General features: G+C 60.3%; 11 protein-coding genes. 5 read left to right on the top strand and 6 right to left on the bottom strand.

The genetic code is table 11. The features are described 5' to 3' along the window. Position 1 precedes the first annotated feature (1 nt). The 4 genes from BSF44_RS03655 to BSF44_RS03640 all read right to left on the bottom strand — a co-directional run bounded on the left by BSF44_RS03655 (position 2) and on the right by BSF44_RS03640 (position 8477). The gene (locus BSF44_RS03655) at positions 2-1012 is read right to left on the bottom strand and encodes a class 1 fructose-bisphosphatase (protein ID WP_095942319.1); all 1011 of its coding nucleotides are present in this window, start codon (positions 1010-1012) and stop codon (positions 2-4) included. 272 nt (positions 1013-1284) lie between these two features. Continuing rightward, complete coding sequence (locus tag BSF44_RS03650) at positions 1285-2658, bottom strand: DUF3999 domain-containing protein (protein WP_095942318.1); 1374 nt, start codon at positions 2656-2658, stop codon at positions 1285-1287. Then, entirely contained in the window at positions 2655-5861 is a 3207-nt protein-coding gene (locus BSF44_RS03645; RefSeq protein ID WP_095942317.1) for a DUF2339 domain-containing protein, read from the bottom strand. Before BSF44_RS03645 ends, BSF44_RS03650 begins: the two co-directional genes overlap by 4 nt. A gap of 165 nt (positions 5862-6026) precedes the next feature. After that, positions 6027-8477 carry a glycogen/starch/alpha-glucan phosphorylase gene (locus BSF44_RS03640; protein ID WP_095942316.1) on the bottom strand — a complete coding sequence of 817 codons (2451 nt, stop codon included), beginning with the start codon at positions 8475-8477 and terminating at the stop codon, positions 6027-6029. 256 nt (positions 8478-8733) lie between these two features. Here BSF44_RS03640 and BSF44_RS03635 point away from each other — a divergent pair, with 256 nt between their 5' ends. Beyond that, positions 8734-9171 (top strand): YkgJ family cysteine cluster protein, encoded by a 438-nt coding sequence (locus BSF44_RS03635; RefSeq protein WP_095942315.1) that lies wholly within the window; start codon positions 8734-8736, stop codon positions 9169-9171. A gap of 201 nt (positions 9172-9372) precedes the next feature. Here the strand turns inward: BSF44_RS03635 and typA are convergent, their stop codons facing one another. Next, positions 9373-11193: a translational GTPase TypA gene (gene typA, locus BSF44_RS03630; protein WP_095942314.1), complete on the bottom strand. Its 1821-nt coding sequence runs from the start codon at positions 11191-11193 to the stop codon at positions 9373-9375. A 139-nt stretch (positions 11194-11332) separates the two neighbouring features. After that, positions 11333-12787, bottom strand: coding sequence for a tRNA uracil 4-sulfurtransferase ThiI (thiI, locus tag BSF44_RS03625; protein WP_095942313.1), 1455 nt, complete (start codon positions 12785-12787; stop codon positions 11333-11335). A 328-nt stretch (positions 12788-13115) separates the two neighbouring features. Between thiI and glnA the strand changes: the two genes are divergently transcribed. The 4 genes from glnA (at position 13116) to ntrC (ending at position 17973) form a co-directional block, all read left to right on the top strand. Then, on the top strand, positions 13116-14522 hold the full coding sequence (gene glnA / locus BSF44_RS03615; RefSeq protein ID WP_008002929.1) for a type I glutamate--ammonia ligase: 1407 nt from the start codon (positions 13116-13118) through the stop codon (positions 14520-14522). Positions 14523-14665: 143 nt separating this feature from the next. After that, a complete protein-coding gene (locus BSF44_RS03610) occupies positions 14666-15181 on the top strand; it encodes a DUF4124 domain-containing protein (protein ID WP_095942311.1) in 516 nt (171 codons plus the stop codon). A 273-nt stretch (positions 15182-15454) separates the two neighbouring features. Further along, on the top strand, positions 15455-16540 hold the full coding sequence (glnL, locus tag BSF44_RS03605) for a nitrogen regulation protein NR(II) (protein WP_056725787.1): 1086 nt from the start codon (positions 15455-15457) through the stop codon (positions 16538-16540). Next, positions 16537-17973, top strand: coding sequence for a nitrogen regulation protein NR(I) (gene ntrC, locus BSF44_RS03600; RefSeq protein ID WP_046040882.1), 1437 nt, complete (start codon positions 16537-16539; stop codon positions 17971-17973). The genes glnL and ntrC overlap by 4 nt, the downstream gene beginning before the upstream one ends. Positions 17974-17998 lie beyond the last annotated feature (25 nt).

Here is a 17998-nt window from a genome sequence, read left to right as displayed (position 1 = left end):
TTTATTCCTTGTGGTAAGCCGTGACACGGGCAACTTCTTCTTTCGAGCCGAGGAACACCGCAACACGCTGGTGCAGGCCTTCCGGCTGGATGTCGAGGATGCGCTGGTGGCCGTTGGTGGACGCGCCGCCCGCCTGTTCCACCAGGAACGACATCGGGTTGGCTTCGTACATCAGGCGCAGTTTGCCCGGCTTCGACGGCTCGCGGCTGTCGCGTGGGTACATGAACAGGCCACCACGGGTCAGGATGCGATGCACGTCCGCGACCATCGCGGCAACCCAACGCATGTTGTAGTTCTTTTTCAGCGGGCCTTCATCGCCTGCCAGCAATTCGCCGACGTAGCGCTGTACCGGTGCTTCCCAGTGACGCTGGTTGGACGCGTTGATGGCAAATTCCTGGGTGGCTTCAGGAATGGTGATGTTTTCGTGGGTCAACACGAAGCTGCCCATTTCACGGTCCAGGGTGAAGCCTTTCACGCCGTCGCCCAGGGTCAGGATCAGCATGGTCTGCGGACCGTAGATCGCGTAACCGGCGGCCACTTGCTGGGTACCTGGCTGCAGGAAGGCCTTTTCATTCAAGGGCTCGTTCTGGCTCAGGTATTCGTTCGGGCAACGCAGTACCGAGAAGATGGTACCGACCGGGGCGTTGATGTCGATGTTCGACGAACCGTCCAGCGGGTCGAATACCAGCAGGTACGCGCCTTTCGGGTATTTGCCCGGGATCTGGTAGGCATTGTCCATTTCTTCGGACGCCATGCCGGCCAGGTGACCGCCCCATTCGTTGGCTTCGAGCAGAATCTCGTTGGAGATCACGTCGAGCTTCTTCTGCACTTCGCCCTGGACGTTTTCAGTGCCCATGCTGCCCAGAACGCCACCGAGGGCGCCTTTGGACACGGCGTGGTTGATCTCCTTGCAGGCACGCGCCACCACTTCGATCAGGAAGCGCAGATCGGCAGGAGTGTTGTTGCTGCGGGTCTGCTCAATCAAATAGCGACTCAAGGTAACGCGGGACATGGAAGGCTCCGGAGGAATGGGGGGCTAAAAACCCGCGCAGTTTAACGCGAGTCGGGGCGCATTTCCTCCTATCAGACGTGATCGGCCGAAGAGAGTTCATGCGCGGGGATGAGCGTAGTTGGAAAAGGGCTGGGTGTGAGCTCGGGGAAAGAGGCAAATCCGGTATTTTTGTTGAATGAACTAACGCTTTCGCGAGCAGGCTCGCTCCCACAGGGGTACGCATTCCAACTGTGGAGCGAGCCTGCTCGCGATTGGGGGCGCAGCACCCACTGTCAGGATTTGACAGAGGGCTTGCGCAACAAACTGAACGCCATCGCCGCCAGGAACAAGACACTGAGCAACAACACCGCCCACAAGCCGAACCTCTTCCACTGAGTGTCCGTCGTCGCCGGCGTTTTCTCTGTCGATGCATTCGAGACCACCGCCCCGACATCCACCATGGCCCGGCCCAGGGTCGCGAGCTTCGTCGGGCTGTAATCCGGAATCAGCGTCGACAGCGACAAGTTCGCCGCCTTCGCCGTCGAACTCCCCACGGCCAGCGTGTAAGGCCCAGGCCCGCGCGCCAGGAACACCAGTTGCGTGGCACGCACGGCAAACTTCAACGTCGGTGCCTGATCACCCAGGCCGCCGCCGCGTTCGTCCACGGTCAGTTTCAATTGCTGCACGATTTGTCCTGACAGCTGCAATTCGTTTTGGACCACGTCCTGACCGTTCTGGGTCAGGCGATAGAGCAAACCGTTGCCCAACGACTGCCATGGCAGGCTGCTGTCACGCCGCCCGGCCAGGCTCACTGGCGCCAGGCTGTTGGGCTGGCTCAACTCGACCTGCACCCGCTCGACATTCAGCCCCATCGGCAACTGCCAGGTGTATTCACCCGCCTTCACGCTGCTGCCGGCCAATGCCTGGGACCAGACCAACGGCAGCGGCAGGCTGCGGATATTGGCGCTCTGCAGTTGCGCCGACGTCAGTGTCGGCGCCGAATGCGGGGTGATCCACAGCAACCGCAGGTAGCGCGCCGGCTGGCCCGGCAGGTTGACTTCATGCTGCTCGACCCGCTCGTCGGAAAAGGTCAGGCGCGCCACCTGCCCTTCACCCCAGGACTGCCAATGCTGCAAATCATCGCTGGCTTCGACGGTGAAACGCTGGAAGCCGTCGCGCTCGCTGGTCCAGTCGAGAATCAACTGCTGCAACGGCGCCTTGATCGCCGAAGCGTCGAGCAACCAGCCGCGCAACTCCTCCTCACCCGCCTCCAACTGACTGGAGGGCTGCACCTCGACCAATGTGCCGTTGGTACTCGATTGCACCCGCACGCTCGGCGCGGTTTCAGTGGCGTCCACCGAGCTGTACAGCGCAAACCATTTCACCTCGTTCAAAGTCCGCGTTTCATTGCTGCGCGCCGATTCCCGAGCCAAGGCGTAAGCCTGAACATCGCCCACCGCGTTGAACACACGCACGTCGCTCAGGTCGGCCTGCCGTGCATTCAGTTGTACGCTCAGGGGCAGTTCAATGCGATACCAGGGGCCTTCGCCCGTCACCGACAGGGGCACTTGGGTAGTGAAGTCCGCCGGTTTTTCCTGGGCAACCGCCGACAACACCACGCCCATGGCAACCGCGCCCAACCAACCCAGGTTCAGCTTCTGACTCAAGACGACACTCCTTCGGATTCCGGGACCGGTTTCTCGATATCCGGCACAGCTTCGGCACGCTTGGGCGGCAGTGGGGCGAAATAACCCACCACCAGCAGCAACACGCCGACACCGATAAACGACACGATCCGCGCCAGCCCGCCGCGGTTACTCAATTCGACAAAAAACAGTTTGGTCACGACCACGCCGATCAAGGCGGCGCCGATCAACCAGACTTCCCGGCGACGACGCAAATGGCCGCCGATCATCAGGCTCAGGGCCATCAAGGTCCAGACGATGGACAACCCGGCTTGCACCTGCATCGACGCCAGCAACAGGTCCAGCTCGAACGGCACCCCGCTCCAATGGTGCGCCGTACGCATCACCAATGCCGTAAAGAACACGAACAGCGAGGCACCCGCGACCCCTTGCGTGGCGATGGCGGCGTAATCCTCGCGGACTGCCAGTTGTGTCATGGCGCTGCGGGACCAGGCATAGACGCCGAACAACGCGAACAGCAAGCCCAGCTCCAGCGGGTTGATCAATGGCACGTAGGGCAGTGGCTCGGCGTTGCCGTCGCTGGCGACATTCGCCAGCCAGAACCAGCCGAGCATCAACAACGCCAGCGGCGCGGCGGCGTATACGCGGTATTCGCGTGGATACGCCGACACTGGCCAAGGCCACGCGCGAGGTGCCGCCATCAGCACCAGATACAGACTGGGCAGAATCGCCCAACCCAACCAGCGCCAGGCGTTGTATTGCTCGGACAACACCAGCAAGCCGTAACGCAGCTCCAGAGCCAATACACCCATCAATAGCCAACAGCCGAGCACATGGGCCACGCTCGTCACGCGCGCCGCCAGCATGAGCGCCAGGCGCCTCAGGGACATGAAATGCACGACGAACACCGCGGCCCACGCCAGCCAGCCGACGTTGGACGCCGGGTGATAACGCGAGTGCCAGGCCGCGAGCAGCACCAGTGCCGCCGCGGGAATCAACGCCGTGCAGAGCACACCCAGTGACGGCCATTTCAGGCGCAGCGCCAACACCGTCCACAGCGCCACACTCACGGCAGCGATGCTCAACAACAAAGTCGCCCGCACCGGCAACGGCGCAAAATGCAGCACTTCGATGATCCAGGCCAACGCCCACCAACCTGCGCCCCACACCAGCAACGCTTGGGACAATCGCAACAGGCTCAGCCCTTCGAATGTTCCAAGCGAATGACCAATCTGCAAACGCCAGGCCCCGACCATCGCCGCCAGCCCCAACACCAGCGGCGCCCAGAATCCGGCATGAGCCAAGGGATTCAGCCCTTCACTGAACAGCGGCCCCATCGCCAGGAACAGCGCGCCACCCAACAGTTGCACAGCGAGCGCGGTGAACACGAAGGTGCGCGATGGCAGGTGCACGCCAACCAACAACGTCAGCGCCCCGGCCAGGGCCCAACTGATCACCGTGCCGTGGCTGAAGAAAAACAACGGCGCCAGCAAATAGAGAAACGCCAGCCCGAGGCATGCCAGGACTGGCAGGCCTTTCAGTTCCCAAGGCCTGATCTGTTCCGGCAAGGCTTTACGCAACTGGTGGAAGCTGAACAGCAACGCGATGCCCAGTAACAACGCGCCTAGCGGCTCGCCGCCGAGCAGGCTGCCCTCGCTGTCGTGCAGCTCGCTGAGAAACGCCAGCGCCGAACCCAGTTGCAGGAGCAAGGCAAACGCCCGACCCAAGGGCCTTTGCTGGCGCAGGCCGAGCCAGAAGATCCCCGCGCCCTCCACCGCCCACGCCGCTGTCGTCCAGCGTGCATCGAGCCCCAGCGGAATCGCCAGGCTGGTGAAGATCACGCCCAAAGCCAGACAGGTTTCCCCCAGCAACAGCGTGCGCCCGGCCATCAGCCAACGGGCAAGCCCCATATAAATAATGCCCAGCGCCAAGGCACTGAACGCCGCCGCGAACTCCAGATGCTGTACCAGTGCGAACTGCAAACCGAAACCCGCCAGCGGCGGGCCGAACAACAGAGTGCCGTCGACGTAGTTGCCCTTGCGCGCCGACCACTGCAACAGCGATTCGCGACTGCCCTCTGCCGGTGCATCGCTCATCTCCAGCAGCTTGCGTCGGGCGAACAGCAGACCAATGGCCAGGTACATCAGGAAAAACAAAATCAGAAACGGCTCGGTACTCCACAGTAGTTCCGGCGAGTAGGAGCGCAGGCCCCAGGCGAAACCGATGCCGAAGGTGCCGGTGAACCCGATGACATTCAACAGCCGCCAGGCCTTGAACCAGGCAATGACGAAGATGCCGGCGTTGAGCAGGGCGAAGTAGCTGAACAGCGCGACGTGGTTGCCGGCGCCGGTGGAGGCCAGTAGCGGCGCGGCGAACCCGCCCAGTGCGGCTGCGGCGGCCAGCCCCAGGGAGTCCTGGGTGATGGCGAGAATCGCCGAACAGACAGTCACCGCCACCAGCAGGCCGAACCCCGCCGAGGGATCGAGCAGTGGATGCAGGCGCATCGCGGCAAACACTGTCAGATACAACACGGCGATCCCGGCGCCTTGCAGGATCAACGCATAACTGCTGTTGCGCGCTCGCAACCACCACCCCAGCCCGAGCAACCCCAAGGCTGCCGCCGCAACGCCTGCATAACGCAATTCAACCGGCACCACCACGCCTTCGGTGGCATAGCGCAGCAGGAAGGCCAGACCGAGGAACAGCAGCACCACGCCGACCCGCAACACGGTATTGCCGCCGAACAACCAGGCCCGGGCGCGACTGATGGCGCGGTCGATGAGGTTCGGACCACGCGGGGGGGCAGGTGGTTGTGCCTGGCGAGCGATCGTCTCGGCCTTCCAGGCATCGGCAGGCTGCGAACGGTTGGTTTCGGTGGCCGCGACGGCTATCGGTTCGAGTTCGGGCGGCAGCTCCCAGAGCAAATCCGGGGCCGCTGCAGGCGCTTCATCAAGGATGGTTTCAGGTGAGACCAGTGGTTCGCGGGTTTCCGGCGCCTTGACGCCCGATGCTTCGAGCAGCGCCAGCCGTTGCTCGACCGCGTGCAGCGCTACCTGCGCCTGTTCCAGCAAGCGCTGCTGTTCGACGGCCTGCGAGTCCATGCGAGTCAGGCGAAGGGCCTGGCCGATACCCAATCCGAGTAATGCGCCCAACAGTGCATCACTGAATGACTCGTCGAGTATCCAGCCGAGCACCAGCCCTATCAGCATGAACATCCATTGCATGGTCGATATCCCTAAGCGGCCCCATCGTGGGGCAAGTCCAAGCGGTACAGTGTCTGATCAGTCTAGTGTGAAAACACCACAAACCCTGCCGCTCGGCAATCCGGCGCCTAGTATATCGATCCGGCCCGGCAACAACCGGGCCTTGCTCGCAGTTCTGGCTGAAAACTACTCCAGTGCCTTCCAGATTTCCGTTGCGTACTCGCGAATGGTCCGATCCGACGAGAACCAGCCCATCCGTGCCGTGCTCAACACCGCTGAACGCCACCACTCCTTAGAATCGTGCCAATGGGCTTCGACGCGCATCTGGGCGTGCCAGTAGGAATCGAAGTCGGCGCAGACCAGGAAGCGGTCGTAGTCCACCAGCGAATCGATCAACCCGGTGTAACGGGACGGATCATCCGGTGAGAACACCCCGCCACGAATCGCTTGCAGCACATCGTTCAGACGATGGGACGCGGCAATATCCGGCACCGCGCTGAACTCATGGTTCTGCTTGCGCGCTTCCACCTGCTGCGCGCTGAGGCCGAAGATGAACATGTGCTCGGCACCGATGAGGTCGCACATTTCCACGTTGGCCCCGTCCAGGGTGCCGATGGTCAGCGCGCCGTTCAGGCCGAATTTCATATTGCTGGTGCCTGACGCTTCGAACCCGGCGGTGGAGATCTGCTCGGACAAATCCGCCGCCGGAATGATGCTCTCCGCCAGGCTGACGTTGTAATTGGGCAGGAACACCACTTTGAGCAAGCCGCGCACGGTCGGGTCGTTATTCACCACCCGGGCGATGTCGTTGGTCAGCTTAATGATCAGTTTGGCCTGGTGATAACTCGCGGCCGCCTTGCCGGCGAAGATTTTCACCCGTGGCACCCAATCGATTTCAGGTTCCGCGCGAATCGCCTGGTACAACGCCACGGTGTGCATCAGGTTGAGCAACTGGCGTTTGTATTCGTGGATCCGCTTGACCTGCACATCGAACATCGCCGCCGGGTTGACCGCCACGCCCAGCCGCTCATGAATCAGGTACGCCAGGGCTTTCTTGCTGTGCAGGCGTTGCTCGGCAAACGCCTTGCGGAATGCACTTTTCTCGGCGAACGGCTCGAGGGCGAGCAAACGCTGTTCCGGGTTATCCAGCACTTCGGGCCCGAGGGCATCGACCAGCATCGAGGTCAGCTCGGGGTTGGCCTGATACAGCCAGCGGCGGAAGGTGATGCCGTTGGTTTTGTTGTTGATCCGCTCCGGGTAGAGCTTGTGCAGTTCGGAGAACACCGTTTGACGCATCAGTTGCGTGTGCAGCCCGGACACACCGTTGATGCTGTGGGAACCGAGAAACGCCAGGTTGCCCATGCGCACCCGGCGTCCGTTGTCTTCCTCGATCAGCGACACCGCGCGCAGCACGTCGAAGTCGTGAATGCCTTTGGCCCGCAGGGAGTCGATGTGCTGGGCGTTGATCAGGTAAATGATCTGCATGTGCCGTGGCAGCATGCGCTCCATCAGGCCCACCGGCCAGGTTTCCAGCGCTTCCGGCAGCAACGTATGGTTGGTGTAAGACAACGTATCGACGGTGACCTGCCACGCAGCGTCCCATGCCACGTCGTACACGTCGACCAGTTGCCGCATCAGTTCAGCCACGGCAATCGAAGGGTGGGTGTCGTTGAGCTGAATCGCCGCGTGGTCGCCCAGGGTCAGTACCGAGGTGTGCATGTTGCGATGGCGGCGCAGCAGATCCTGCAACGAGGCGGCGACGAAGAAATACTCCTGGCGCAGGCGCAATTCCTGGCCGGCCTCGGTGCTGTCCGCCGGGTACAACACTCTGGAGATACTTTCGGCCCGGGCCACTTCGGCCACGGCGCCCAGATGGTCGCCAGCGTTGAAACGCTCCAGATGCAGTTCTTCCATGGCCCGGGCGCGCCACAAACGCAGCGTGTTGACGCTTGCCCCGCGCCAACCGACCACCGGCGTGTCATACGCAATGGCCCGTACGGTTTCCACCGGGTGCCAGACCTGCCTGGACTTGCCGTTTTCATCGGTCACTGTCTCGACACTGCCGCCGAAACCGATCGGGTAAACCACCTCCGGGCGTTCGAACTCCCAGGGGTTGCCGAAATCCAGCCAGTGTTCGGTCTGCTCCTGTTGCCAGCCGTCGACGATGGCCTGGCGGAACAAGCCGTGTTCGTAACGAATACCGTAGCCATGACCGGCGATGCCGAGGGTCGACATGCTTTCCATGAAACACGCCGCCAGACGTCCGAGGCCGCCGTTGCCCAGCGCGGCATCGGGTTCCAGCAGGCGGATGCGCTCAAGGTCGACGCCGAGTTCGGTCAGGGCTTCGCGGGCCACGTCGAGCAGGCCGAGGTTGCTCAGGCTGTCGTAGAGCAGCCGGCCGATGAGGAATTCAAGGGAGAGGTAATAGACGCGCTTCTGACCTTTGCGGTAGATCTGCCGCGTGTGGTCCATCCAGTGCTCGACCATGTGATCCCGCGCGGCCAGGGCAATGGCTTCGAACCAGTCATGGTCGAAGGCGTGATCCGGGTCTTTACCCACTGCATAAGTGAGTTTGGTCAAGACGGCGTCGCGGAATGCGGCCACCTCTGCTTCGCGAACAAGTGGTTCTTGAGTCATCGATAGGACCTCGAGCGAGCTTGGAGTTGTCTGAGCCTAGTCGGTCTGACAGGCGGTAGAGGCTCTGGTTCGGCAGTTTTTCCTTTGAATGCAAGCTGGATCGACATTGCGTTGTCTTGTGCCTGAATCAATGCAGGGCTCGTGCCTATTTTCCGGTTGTTTGCGCTGTCTGTGAAAAAAACTGGCGAAAGGTTGTTCAAAAATCCACCAGTCCCGGTATGATCGCGCGCCCTGATGCACACGCTGGTAACAACCGATGATGAAGCCGAACCTGATCGCTGCCGCAGAGATCGACCGCCTCGATACCTGGGCCAAGTACTCTGCCCCGATGTGCGGCTCATGCATGTCCAGCTGCTGCACCCTGCCCGTCGAGGTCAAGATCAAGGATCTGGTCCGCATCGGCGTGGTCGATGAATTCGAGCTGGGTGATCCGCCGAAGAACATCGCCAAGCGCTTGCAAAAAGAAGGCTTGGTTGAACGCTTCAACCAGAAGTCAGGAATCTTCACCCTCCAGCGCATGAGCAACAACGATTGCTACTACCTGGATCGTAAGAGCCGTCTGTGCACTATTTATGAAAAGCGCCCGGATACCTGCCGCAATCACCCGAAAATCGGCCCGCGGCCGGGGTATTGCGCATACAAGCCCAAGGAAGTGGAGCGCGAGCGGAGTTCACGGGCGATTGAGCGGTTCTGATCCATCCTGAAATCTTCTGTGGCTGATTGGCCGCCATCGCTAGCAGGCTAGCTCCCACAGGGGATTTGTGTCGATCACAGGTCAAGTGTGGGAGCTAGCCTGCTAGCGATGGGGCCCGAACAAACACTGCACAAACCCCAGACAAACAAAAACGCCCCCGGCCTTTCGACCGGGGGCGTTTTCGTTAAGCCGGGCTAAATCTTATGCCTTGGCTTTCTTGGCAGCGCGGGTACGCTCGCTTTCGTCCAGGATCTTCTTGCGAAGACGGATGGACTTAGGAGTCACTTCACACAGCTCGTCGTCCTGGATGAATTCCAGAGCCTGTTCCAGGGTGAAGCGAACAGGTGGAACCAGGGCGATGGTTTCGTCTTTACCCGAAGCACGCATGTTGTCGAGCTTCTTGCCCTTGGTAGGGTTGACGCCCAGGTCGTTGTCACGGCTGTTCAGACCCACGATCTGACCGTTGTAGATTTCCTGACCGTGTTCTACGAACAGCTTGCCACGCGCCTGCAGGGTTTCCAGGGAGTAGGTCAGTGCCTTGCCGGTTTCAACCGAAACCAGAACGCCGTTCTGACGGCCGGACATGTCGCCGGACTTCATCACGTCGTAACGGTCGAAGATCGAGGTCAGGATGCCAGCACCGTTGGTCAGGGTCAGGAACTGGTTACGGAAACCGATCAGACCACGAGCAGGGATGTTGTATTCCAGACGTACACGGCCCTTGCCATCCGGCACCATGTTGGTCAGGTCGCCCTTACGCAGGCCCATCTCTTCCATCACCTTGCCCTGGGATTCTTCAGGGGTGTCGATGGTGACGTTTTCGAATGGTTCGTGCTTCACGCCGTCAACCAGACGGATGATCACTTCCGGACGGCCTACAGCCATTTCGAAGCCTTCGCGACGCATGGTTTCGATCAGTACCGAGAGGTGCAGTTCGCCACGGCCGGAAACCTTGAACTTGTCAGCCGAGTCGCCTTCTTCAACGCGCAGTGCAACGTTGTACAGCAGCTCTTTGTCCAGACGTTCCTTGATGTTACGGGAAGTCACGAACTTGCCTTCTTTACCGCAGAATGGCGAGTCGTTTACCTGGAAGGTCATGGAAACGGTTGGCTCGTCGACGGTCAACGGCTTCATCGCTTCAACGGTGTCCGGGTGGCACAGGGTGTCGGAGATGAACAGCGAGTCCATACCGCTGATGCACACGATGTCGCCTGCGGCAGCTTCTTCAACGTCTACACGGTGCAGACCGTGGTGACCCATCAGCTTCAGGATACGACCGTTACGCTTCTTGCCGTCGGCGCCGATAGCCACAACCGGGGTGTTCGGCTTGACGCGACCACGAGCGATACGGCCAACACCGATAACACCCAGGAAGCTGTTGTAGTCCAGTGCGGAGATCTGCATCTGGAACGGACCTTCACGGTCAACAGCCGGCGCCGGTACGTTGTCGACGATCGACTGGTACAGCGGGGTCATGTCTTCAGCCATTTCGTTGTGGTCCAGACCGGCAATACCGTTCAGGGCCGAGGCGTAGACGACTTTGAAGTCCAGCTGTTCTTCGGTGGCACCCAGGTTGTCGAACAGGTCGAAGATCTGGTCCAGAACCCAGTCCGGACGCGCGCCTGGACGGTCAACCTTGTTGATGCACACGATCGGACGCAGGCCGGCTTCGAAAGCCTTCTTGGTCACGAAACGGGTTTGCGGCATAGGGCCGTCTTGAGCGTCAACCAGCAGCAGAACGGAGTCGACCATCGACATTACGCGTTCAACTTCGCCGCCGAAGTCGGCGTGGCCCGGGGTGTCCACGATGTTGATGTGGTAGCCGTTCCAGTTGATGGCGGTGTTTTTCGCCAGAATGGTAATACCGCGCTCTTTTTCCTGGTCGTTGGAGTCCATCACGCGCTCGTCGTTGAGCTCGTTGCGCTCCAGGGTGCCGGATTGACGCAGGAGTTTGTCTACCAGGGTGGTCTTACCATGGTCAACGTGGGCAATGATGGCGATGTTGCGTAGATTTTCGATCACTTGTGTATCTCGATCAGAGGATTCGGTGTGCTGACAAGTCTTGGCAGCGATTAACAGTAGCGTCCGTGAAAGCCGTTACAGCTTGACGGTGGCATCGGGGGGCCGGTGACGCAGGCCACAGGCAAACAGCCCCGGGCACTTAGCTCGGTCGATAAACGCGCACATTGGCATGCCCCTCACTGAGCAAATGGTGGGCATGCAGGCGACTCATCACGCCTTTGTCGCAATACAGCAGGTACTGGCGAGTAGGGTCCAGTTCCTTGAAACGAGCGTTCACTGCATAAAACGGCATCGTTTGTACCTCGATGCCAGCGAGTTCCAGCGGGTCGTCTTCAGCGGCATCCGGGTGGCGGATGTCGATGACGATCTGACCGGCCAGCGCTTCGCTGACTTCTTCAATCTGCAAATCCTGGCCCAGTTCATCGATCACGCGATCGATCGGCACCAGCTTGGCGTTTTCGAGCGCACGCTCGAGTACCGCCATATCGAATTCTTTCTCTTCATGCTCGACGCGATGGCGCTTGGCCGCGGTCTTCGGATTGACCGAGATGACGCCGCAGTATTCCGGCATGTGCCGGGCAAAATCGGCGGTGCCGATTTCGTTGGCCGTGTCGATGATGTCCTGCTTGTGCGCGACGATCAGTGGGCGCAGGACAAGCTTGTCGGTCACACAGTCGATCACTGACAGGTTCGGCAGCGTCTGGCTCGACACCTGGGAGATCGCCTCACCGGTGACCAGTGCGTCGATGTGCAGTCGATCGGCAATTTGGGACGAAGCGCGCAACATCATACGCTTCAATACTACGCCCATATGACTGTTATCGACTTTGCCGAGGATTTCGCCCAGCACTTCTTCGAACGGCACACTGACAAATAGCACGCGTTGGGAGCTGCCGTACTTCTTCCAGATGAAATGCGCGACTTCCATGACGCCCAGCTCGTGGGCACGTCCGCCCAGATTGAAGAAGCAGAAATGCGCCATCAGCCCGCGGCGCATGATCTGGTAGGCCGCCACGGTGGAGTCGAAGCCACCGGACATCAGCACCAGAGTCTGCTCCAGGGCACCCAGCGGATATCCGCCGATGCCGTTGTGCTGGCTGTGGATCACGAACAACCGTTGGTCGCGAACTTCGATCCGGACTTCGACTTCAGGCTTTTTCAGGTCGATCCCGGCGGCGCCGCACTCACGTCGCAGCTTGCTGCCGACATATTTTTCGATATCGATCGAGCTGAACGGGTGCTTGCCGGCGCGTTTGCAACGCACCGAAAAGATCTTGCCGGCCAGCGCATCGCCGTAGTGCTGCCTGCACTTTTCGGTGATGTCGTCGAAGTCGCCCAGCGGGTACTCGTCGATCTGCAGAAAGTGCGCGATGCCCGGCATGCAGGTCAGACGCTCACCCATCTCTTTCAAGGCTTTCGGGTCGGTAACGCGGGTTTCCAGCTCGAGATTGTCCCACACGCCGTTCACCACCACGGCCGGGTCCAGATCGCGGAGCACGGCGCGGATGTTTTTGGCCAACTGGCGGATAAATTTCGTCCGGACAGGTCGACTCTTGATGGTGATCTCGGGGAAGACTTTTACGATTAATTTCATGGAAACAGCGCGCGCATGGCCTGCCGAAAAAGGGGGGCGCGGATTATAGCGGAAATTGCTCAAGGTTTAACCAGTTAATGTGCAGAAGGTTTTGCGCGCACCAAAACAGGTCATTTATTGAATCTGACGCCACATTACAGGGCGAGATTTTCTGCTTTAAAGCGCAATATGCCTTCGCAAGCGTGTTTTTGGGGCAAAAAACCCATGCTGGGGCACTGGCATGCAATTTGCTCCCTTGTGAGGCAGGTTGCCTTGGCAGAGTATTCGCGCCGGCATCACCCACATTTAAGGGCATCCATTACTAGCCCGAAGCCACCCGGAGGACACTATGTCGAAGTCGGTTCAACTCATCAAAGATCATGACGTCAAGTGGATTGATCTGCGCTTCACGGACACCAAAGGCACTCAGCACCACGTGACCATGCCGGCTCGCGATGCGCTGGATGACGACTTCTTCGAAGTCGGCAAAATGTTCGACGGTTCCTCCATCGCTGGCTGGAAAGGCATCGAAGCCTCCGACATGATCCTGATGCCGGACGACTCCACCGCCGTCCTGGATCCGTTCACCGAAGAGCCGACCCTGATTCTGGTCTGCGACATCATCGAACCTTCGAGCATGCAAGGCTACGACCGCGACCCACGTGCGATCGCCAAGCGCGCCGAAGAGCACCTGAAAGCCACCGCTATCGGCGACACCGTATACGCCGGTCCAGAGCCAGAGTTCTTCATCTTCGACCAGGTGAAGTTCAAGTCCGACATTTCCGGTTCCATGTTCAAGATCTACTCTGAACAGGGTTCGTGGATGTCCGACCAGGACATCGAAGGCGGCAACAAAGGCCACCGTCCAGGCGTCAAAGGCGGCTACTTCCCGGTTCCGCCGTTCGACCACGACCACGAAATCCGTACCTCCATGTGCAACGCACTGGAAGAAATGGGCCTGACCGTCGAAGTTCACCACCACGAAGTGGCAACTGCCGGCCAGAACGAAATCGGCGTCAAGTTCAACACCCTGGTGAAAAAAGCCGACGAAACCCAAACCCTGAAGTACGTCGTGCACAACGTAGCCGATGCCTACGGTCGCACCGCGACCTTCATGCCTAAGCCTCTGTACGGCGACAATGGCTCGGGTATGCACGTACACATGTCCATCTGGAAAGATGGCAAGAACACCTTCGCTGGCGAAGGCTATGCCGGCCTGTCCGACACTGCCCTGTACTTCATCGGCGGCATCATCAAGCACGGTAAGGCCCTGAACGGCTTCACCAACCCGGCGACCAACTCCTACAAGCGTCTGGTTCCAGGCTTCGAAGCCCCAGTGATGCTGGCCTACTCGGCTCGCAACCGCTCCGCTTCGATCCGTATTCCTTACGTGTCGAGCCCGAAAGCCCGCCGTATTGAAGCACGTTTCCCGGATCCGGCTGCCAACCCGTACCTGTGCTTCGCCGCACTGCTGATGGCCGGCCTGGACGGCATCCAGAACAAGATCCACCCTGGCGATGCCGCTGACAAAAACCTGTACGACCTGCCGCCTGAAGAGGCCAAAGAGATCCCACAAGTTTGCGGCAGCCTGAAAGAAGCCCTGGAAGAGCTGGACAAAGGTCGTGCGTTCCTGACCAAAGGCGGCGTTTTCAGCGACGACTTCATCGACGCTTACATCGCCCTTAAAAGCGAAGAAGAAATCAAGGTACGTACCTTCGTACACCCACTGGAATACGAGCTGTACTACAGCTGCTGATCCGGTAGCGTCGCGACACGCGGCGTGACAAAAAGAGGCCTCCTTCGGGAGGCCTTTTTTATTGTCAGGATGTTCAGCGACTTGGGATAACCACCAACCCTGACCTATGCTGCAACCCTACGCTTTCGTTTCCGGTTGTTTTTATGGGTCGTGGTTTTCTTTTCATCCTGCTGCTGATCGCTCTGCCCGCCCTGGCGCAGATCTACAAGTACACGGACGCCAACGGCGCCACCGCGTACAGCAATCAACCGCCTGACGGTGTCAGCGCCCAACCGGTCCACTTGCCGCCCCTCAACAGCATCGAGCGCCAGCCTCCGGGCGAACCCGCGCCTGCTGCGCGGGCCGCCCATAGTGAACAACCCCTCAAGACCTATGAAGTGCTGGAGCTGACCGGCCTGCCTGCCAACGAAGCCCTGCGCGCCAACAACGGCACGTTCACCGTAACCGTACTGATCAAGCCGCGCCTGCAAGCCCCTCACCTGCTGCGCCTGCTGCTGGACGGTCAGCCGTACGGCGAGCCAGGCAACGTGCCGACCCTGCAACTGGTGAACATCGATCGCGGCGAACACAGCCTCGCCGTGCAAGTAGTCGATGGCGAAAACGTTGTCCAGCAGAGCCCCACCACGACCCTCACCGTGCAACGAGTGCACACGCGCTGAAGACCTGACTGCCGAGTGCCTGCCGGCATGCCCAAGACTTTTTAACCTTGTTCAGGTTTGCGCACTATATTGGTGCGATTGCTTGCACCGTACTCACATTCCAACCCATTTTGGTTCGAAAGTACCCGCGAAAGCTGGCAGAACGCCACGCAAACGAGCGTCAAACGCCTGTTTCAGGCCTCGAGCGCTTCTTTTCGGAGCCTTGGTTTGGTTTTTGCATTTTGCCCGTACCAGCGCTTTTTTTGCGCATGCTCTGCCCTAAAAGAGGTCCCGATGACCATTAGCGACGCGCTCCACCGTTTGCTACTCGACAACCTCACCACTGCCACGATCCTGCTCGACGCCGAACTGCGCCTCGAGTACATGAACCCGGCGGCGGAGATGCTGCTGGCAATCAGCGGTCAGCGCAGCCATGGGCAGTTCATCAGTGAGTTGTTCACCGAATCGACCGAGGCGCTGAACTCGTTGCGCCAGGCCGTCGAACAGGCGCATCCGTTCACCAAGCGCGAAGCCATGCTCACCGCCCTCACCGGCCAGACCCTGACCGTCGACTACGCGGTAACGCCGATTCTGAGCAATGGCGATACGATGCTGCTGCTCGAAGTCCACCCCCGTGACCGCCTGCTGCGGATCACCAAGGAAGAAGCACAGCTGTCGAAACAGGAAACCAGCAAGATGCTGGTGCGCGGCCTTGCCCATGAAATCAAGAACCCCTTGGGCGGGATTCGCGGCGCGGCACAATTGCTGGCCCGGGAACTGCCGGAAGAAAGCCTGCGCGACTACACCAACGTCATCATCGAAGAAGCCGACCGCCTGCGTAATCTGGTGGACCGCATGCTCGGCTCCAACAAGCTGCCGTCGCTGGCCATGTGCAACATCCACGAAGTGCTGGAGCGTGTCTGCCATCTGGTGGAGGCCGAAAGCCAGGGCTGCATCACCTTGGTGCGCGACTACGATCCAAGCATCCCCGACGTCCTGATCGATCGCGAACAAATGATTCAGGCCGTGCTGAACATCGTGCGCAACGCCATGCAGGCCATCAGCAGCCAGAATGAACTGCGCCTGGGCCGCATCAGCCTGCGCACCCGCGCCATGCGCCAGTTCACCATCGGTCATGTGCGCCATCGCCTGGTGACCAAGATCGAGATCATCGATAACGGTCCGGGCATCCCGGCAGAGCTTCAGGAAACCATTTTCTTCCCCATGGTCAGCGGTCGTCCGGACGGTACCGGGCTGGGCCTGGCCATTACCCAGAACATCATCAGCCAGCACCAGGGCCTGATCGAATGTGACAGCCACCCCGGCCACACCACCTTCTCGATCTTTCTGCCACTGGAACAAGGAGCCACATCGACATGAGCCGTAGTGAAACCGTGTGGATCGTCGATGACGACCGTTCTATCCGTTGGGTCCTGGAAAAAGCCTTGCAACAGGAAGGCATGACCACGCAAAGCTTCGACAGCGCCGATGGCGTGATGAGCCGTCTGGCGCGCCAGCAGCCGGACGTGATCATCTCCGACATCCGCATGCCGGGTGCCAGTGGCCTGGAGCTTCTGGCGCGGATTCGCGAACAGCACCCACGGCTGCCAGTGATCATCATGACCGCGCACTCCGATCTGGACAGCGCTGTCGCGTCCTATCAGGGCGGCGCTTTCGAATACTTGCCCAAGCCGTTCGATGTCGACGAGGCGGTTTCCCTGGTCAAGCGCGCCAACCAGCACGCCCAGGAACAACAGGGCCTGGAAGTTGCCCCGACCCTGACCCGCACCCCGGAAATCATCGGCGAAGCGCCGGCGATGCAGGAAGTGTTTCGCGCCATCGGGCGCTTGAGCCATTCCAACATCACTGTGCTGATCAACGGTGAATCGGGTACCGGTAAAGAACTGGTGGCCCATGCGTTGCATCGTCACAGCCCGCGTGCCGCTTCGCCGTTCATTGCGCTGAACATGGCGGCGATCCCCAAAGACCTGATGGAATCCGAACTGTTCGGCCACGAGAAAGGCGCGTTCACGGGCGCCGCCAACCTGCGTCGCGGGCGTTTCGAGCAAGCTGATGGCGGTACGCTGTTCCTCGACGAAATCGGTGACATGCCCGCCGACACCCAGACTCGCCTGCTACGGGTACTGGCCGATGGCGAGTTCTACCGCGTCGGCGGTCATGTGCCGGTGAAGGTCGATGTGCGCATCATCGCCGCGACTCACCAGAATCTGGAAACCCTGGTGCACGCCGGGAAATTCCGAGAGGACTTGTTCCATCGCCTCAACGTGATCCGCATCCATATCCCGCGTCTGTCGGATCGCCGCGAAGACATCCCGACCCTGGCCAAGCACTTCCTCGGCCGCGCCGCCCAGGAGCTGGCAGTCGAGCCGAAGCTGCTGAAAAGCGAAACCGAGGAATACCTGAAGAACCTGCCGTGGCCGGGCAACGTGCGTCAGCTGGAGAACACCTGCCGCTGGATCACGGTGATGGCTTCGGGTCGCGAAGTGCACATCGGCGACCTGCCGCCGGAGTTGTTGAGCCTGCCGCAGGACTCGGCACCGGTCACCAACTGGGAACAGGCCCTGCGCCAGTGGGCTGACCAGGCCCTGGCCCGTGGTCAATCGAGCCTGCTCGACAGCGCCGTGCCGGCCTTCGAGCGAATCATGATCGAGACTGCCCTCAAGCACACCGCCGGTCGCCGCCGCGATGCCGCCGTCTTGCTGGGCTGGGGGCGTAATACCCTGACCCGCAAGATCAAGGAATTGGGCATGAAGGTTGATGGCGGGGATGATGATGAGGGGGATGAGGGTTAATCGGTCTTCCGATCTTCGCTGACAG

Origin of the sequence: Pseudomonas sp. ACN8, from assembly GCF_002303925.1 — a bacterium.
In the GTDB taxonomy this organism is placed as follows: domain Bacteria; phylum Pseudomonadota; class Gammaproteobacteria; order Pseudomonadales; family Pseudomonadaceae; genus Aquipseudomonas.
Note: the sequence above shows the minus strand (reverse complement) of the source record. Positions and strands in the feature narration are given on the sequence as shown.